This window comes from Protofrankia sp. BMG5.30, assembly GCF_001983005.1.
In the GTDB taxonomy this organism is placed as follows: domain Bacteria; phylum Actinomycetota; class Actinomycetes; order Frankiales; family Frankiaceae; genus Protofrankia; species Protofrankia coriariae.
The window spans coordinates 1-4360 of sequence record NZ_MOME01000087.1 but is presented as its reverse complement, the minus strand read 5'-3'; the positions used below and the strand labels follow the sequence as shown (position 1 = coordinate 4360).

Annotated in this window: 3 protein-coding genes and 5 pseudogenes; 3 read left to right on the top strand and 5 right to left on the bottom strand. The window is 73.0% G+C overall.

The features are described 5' to 3' along the window. From BL254_RS24600 to BL254_RS24585, 5 genes and pseudogenes are all read right to left on the bottom strand, one after another. Positions 1–213 (bottom strand): annotated as a pseudogene (locus BL254_RS24600) (MmgE/PrpD family protein); the annotation flags it as partial. 464 nt (positions 214–677) lie between these two features. After that, a pseudogene (locus BL254_RS29755) lies at positions 678–898 on the bottom strand (enoyl-CoA hydratase-related protein); the annotation flags it as partial. Positions 899–1115: 217 nt separating this feature from the next. Then, positions 1116–1196 carry a universal stress protein gene (locus tag BL254_RS28885; protein ID WP_235433794.1) on the bottom strand — a complete coding sequence of 27 codons (81 nt, stop codon included), beginning with the start codon at positions 1194–1196 and terminating at the stop codon, positions 1116–1118. Positions 1197–1326: 130 nt separating this feature from the next. Further along, a pseudogene (locus BL254_RS28880) lies at positions 1327–1524 on the bottom strand (universal stress protein); the annotation flags it as partial. Positions 1525–1552: 28 nt separating this feature from the next. After that, a pseudogene (locus BL254_RS24585) lies at positions 1553–2011 on the bottom strand (dienelactone hydrolase family protein); the annotation flags it as partial. A 185-nt stretch (positions 2012–2196) separates the two neighbouring features. Here BL254_RS24585 and BL254_RS29750 point away from each other — a divergent pair. The 3 genes and pseudogenes from BL254_RS29750 to BL254_RS24570 form a co-directional block, all read left to right on the top strand. Further along, positions 2197–2253: pseudogene (locus BL254_RS29750) on the top strand (hypothetical protein); the annotation flags it as partial. A 324-nt stretch (positions 2254–2577) separates the two neighbouring features. Further along, positions 2578–3693 carry a Vms1/Ankzf1 family peptidyl-tRNA hydrolase gene (locus BL254_RS24575; RefSeq protein WP_076845383.1) on the top strand — a complete coding sequence of 372 codons (1116 nt, stop codon included), beginning with the start codon at positions 2578–2580 and terminating at the stop codon, positions 3691–3693. 188 nt (positions 3694–3881) lie between these two features. Continuing rightward, on the top strand, positions 3882–4360 hold a 479-nt coding region (locus BL254_RS24570; protein WP_139342506.1), incomplete at its 3' end, for a universal stress protein.

Below are 4360 nucleotides of genomic sequence, written 5' to 3'. Positions count from 1 at the left end.
CAGCGCCTGCTCGCGGGCGGCGGTCACCGGCCGGCGGCCCAGCGAGGCCGCCGCCACCCCGGCGTTGTCGATGATCCTGTTGGCGATCATGTCGGTGGTGTCGGCAGGCACCTCCACCGGATCAACCGCGACCGTCGCGATCTTCCACGCCAGCTGGTCCTCGCGCGCGAGGCGCTCGGTACTCCGGTGGACGCGGACCTCGTGGTCAGTCATACGTGGATGCCTTTCCGGTCGTAGGCGTATTCCGGGTGTACCGCGGCCGCGGTTGCCAGCACGGCAAAACCGCGGGGTTGCCAGCACGACGAAACCGCGGAGTTGCCAGCACGGCGAAACCGCGGAGTTGCATCCGGAATATGCGGCTCGCCGGCTCGCGCGCTCGCCGTCCAGGCCGTTTCCGTGTGATGAGGAGACTGTGGCACGGCCTGGGAACGTGGATCCAGTCAGGCGAAGACGCGAAGCCGTGCAATCTTTCGGCCGCATTCTGTGAAGGTTGCGAGGAGGCGGTTTCCGGAAGTCGGAGGTTCGGCCCGGACAACCGGCCGGCCCACTTCCCGCTGGCAGGAGGACATCGAGTACCAGCCACCGATGACCTGGCCACGTCGGACGCGTTCAGCGACGAGCAGGCCGAACCCGGCGTCGACCCCGCCCCGTGGTGATCGCCCGTTCCAGGAGGACGATCACTCGTCCCGGAAGACGGGCCTGCGCTTCTCGGTGAAGGCGGCCATACCTCCTTCTGGTCCGCGGTGGCGAACGTGGAGTGAAAGGTCCGCCGTTCGAACAGGACGCCCTCGCTCAGCGAGGTCTCGAAGGCGCGGTTGACCGCCTCCTTGACCGTCATGGCCGCCTGGGTCGACATTCCCGCGATCTTCTCCGCCACGTCGAGCGCCTCGTCGACGAGACGCCGGCGACCGGGACGTCAACCGTCTGACGTGCGAGTTGACCAGGCGCATCCCGAGACGGCGTGCGGTGCCGGCCTGTCCGTGGCCGGTGAGCCGCTCGAGCCGCTCGAGCCGTTCGCGCCGGTCCGCGCGGCCGGCGGCGGCATGCGTGGCTCGCGCCACACGCCGCCGTCGGCCCTCGGCCTCGACCGTCGACGTTCGGCTCCGGCTGCGCCTTCAGCTCCGGTTGTGCTGGTTCCGTGGCGGGCGGACGACGAGTACCGGGCAGGGCGCGTGGTGGACGCAGGCCGTGCTCACGGAGCCGAGCAGCAGGCCCGTGCCTGATCTCGGCGTGCACGCCGGGCGGAAGCTCGGGGCCGAAGACGTCTGCCAGCGACTCCCCCAGCGCCTGCCGCGCCGCCTGGTGCCATGGCTGCTCGTCGAGAGGTATCGGAGGCACCAGACCGATCGAGGGCACCTGCCAGGCCAGCACCACCAGCAGTGTGACGTCGCGCAGAGCCCGCTCCGACGCCGCCCACCGCAGCGCCGCCAGCGACCCCTCCGAGCCGTCGATGCCCACCACGATCCGGTCGACCCTGATCTTTTCCACCTCGACGGGCGCCGCGGGCTCGGTCTGCGCCGACATCTGGCCACTCCTCACCATGGGTGACCGTTCACGGACTGCCGTCGCGCCGTCCGACCAGGGCCAAGTGGCGGACGAACCAGTCGCGGGCGAGCTCCGCCACGGCCTCCAGAGCGCCGGGCTCGGCGAACAGATGGGTGGCTCCCGGGACGACGGCAAGCTGATTCTCGCACCGCAGCAGGGCCCGGGCCTGCCCGTTGAGCTCGAGGACGAGTTCGTCGTCACCGCCGACGACGAGCAGGGTCGGGGTGCGCACGGCCGCCAGTTTCGTGGCGGCCAGGTCGGGCCGGCCGCTGCGGGAGACGACGGCGGCGACGTGGGAACCGGGCTCGGCCGCGGCCCACAGCGCGGCGGCGGCGGGCGCCGGTAGCGCGGCGGCGGCGCCGGTGCTGGCCCCGAAGTAGCCGACGGGAAGGTGAGCGATCTCCGACCGGCCGCGTAGCCAGCCGGTGACGTCGACGAGCCGGCGGGCGAGCAGCCCGCTGTCGAACCCGAGGAACCGTCGACGCTCTGGTCACCGACCGCCATCGATCTCGGTTTGCCGGCCGGTCCGTGGTTCGGACGGGCCGGGCGCGGGTAATGACCGAAAGTATTCGGATCAAGCATATTAGGTAACGATCTGCATGCTTGTAGGCAAGGAGCGGGGAATCATGGCCTCACCCGCACCCGGCCGGCGACTCACCGTTCACCGCTCGCTGGTCCGACACCGGCCATGTCAGCTTCGTCCACCCGGGGCCGGGCGCCGGGGGTCCGCCACCACCCGGGGAGGCCCGCGGCGTGCGCCCCCACCGGCGGGAAGGCGAGAACAATGACCAACGATCACGAAAGGCGAATCGCGGCCCTGGAACAGCGGCTCGCCACGCTCACGGAGGCGGTCCGGGCCATCGCCCGCGGGCTGGAGTCCCCGCCCACCACGGACGAGCCTCGAAGCCGCGGCGGCGCGGGCCGCCCGGCAGGCGCACGAGCTGCTGCTCTCCGCCCGTCCGTAGCAGTCCCGTAACAGCCTCACGGCTGTGGGACCCCACGGCCGGAACAACGAGTGACAGGGAGGCCGTAGTGACCGTAGGCACACAGGATGCGGAGATCGGCCGGCTCTTCACCGCCGCCGGCCCCTTCGTAACGCTCTACCTGGATCTGTCGGGTGAGCTCGACGATGTCGTGCCGGAGCGGGCGCTGCGGTGGCGCGGCCTGCGCGATCAGCTGGCCACGGCCGGGGCGGACGGCGCGACGCTGGGCGCGGTGGACGAGACGGTGGCCCGCCTGGGGCCGGACAATGCCGCTCTCGCGGTGTTCGCCGCCGATGGCCGGGTCGCCTGGGAGCGGCGGCTGCGCGGGCAGCTGGACGACCGGGCCGTGTGGGGGCCACTGCCCTGCGTGCTGCCCCTGCTCGCCTGCTGGCAGCGCACGGTGCCCTGTGTGGTCGTGYTCACCGACCGGACAGGCGCCGACCTGCGGGTGGACGTCGACGGGCCGCGGTTCGCCGGCGAGGTCACGGGCAGCGACGACGAGATCGAGCGCAACGCCCCCGGCGGCTGGTCGCAGCGCCGCTACCAGCATCGCGCCGAGGACTCGTGGGCGCACAACGCGGCACAGGTCGCGAAGGCGGTGACGGCGCTGGTCGAGCAGGTGGACGCCGCGCTGGTCGTCCTGGCGGGAGACGTGCGGGCGGTGCAGCTGCTGCGTGAGCACCTGCCGCCCCGGGTCGTCCCGCTGGTGCGCCAGCTTGAGCACGGCGGACGGCACCCCAGCCGGGGTGACCGGCTGCACGACCGCCAGGTGCGCGAGCTGGCCGAGGCCGAGGCCCGGGCCCGGACCACCGGTCTGCTCGCCCGCTTCGCCGAGGACCGTGCGCACGGGCGGGCGGCCGACGGGGCCACCGCGGCTCTCGACGTGCTCGCCCGTTCCCAGGCACGGACCCTGCTCGTCGTGGACGACCCCGGGGACGAACGGGTCGCGTGGTTCGGACCGGATCCGGCCGATGTCACCGCCGAGGCGGGCATGCTGGCCGGCCGGGTCGGCCGGCCGACCGCTGGCAGGCTGGCGGACGTGGCCGTGCGCGCCGCGTGGGGCACCGGCGCGGCGGTCCGGGTCCTGCCCGCCGGCTTCGCGGACGGGCCGTCCGAGGGCCTCGGCGCCCTGCTGCGCTACCCGCGGGCGAACGGACCCCGCTGACCCGCCCGCCCATGGTGGCGACCTGCCGGGCAGGCGCGTCTTTCCGACCGGTCGTTTCCGACCGGACATCACCCGGCGTCGACCGGCACACCGCGCGCCACCAGGGCGTACCGCGGGTGCGGCCTGGCCTGTCGATCCCATCCCGCTCCGATCGAGGCCGTCCGCTATGCCGTGGGTAGGGAGGATGCATGGTGGATGCACAACGCAGGGCACCGGTGCTCGTCGGCGTCGACGGGTCGGCCGGGTCCGAGGCGGCGTTGCGCTGGGCCTACCGCACGGCCGCGCTGGAGTGCCGGCCGGTGACGGCGTTGTTGGCCTGGACCGCGGACGGCCTGCCCCGCAACGTCTACCGAGAGGCGACGGCCGCCAGCCACAGGGGACTCACCAGGGCGGCGGCCGAGATGCTGGACCGTAGCGTCGCCCGGGTGCCCATGCCCGACCCGCCGGTCGAGGTGAGCACGCGCGTCGTGAACACCGACACGGTCAGCGCGCTGCTCCAACACGGCGAACAGGCCGCGATGACCGTCGTCGGCGCCGCCGGGCACGGGCCGCTGGGCCGTCTGCTCGTCGGCTCGGTCAGCCAGGGTCTGGTGCACCACGCCAGTCGGCCGGTTGTCGTGGTCCGGGGTACGGACGTCGGTGAACGGTCGGACCAGCGTCCGATGAT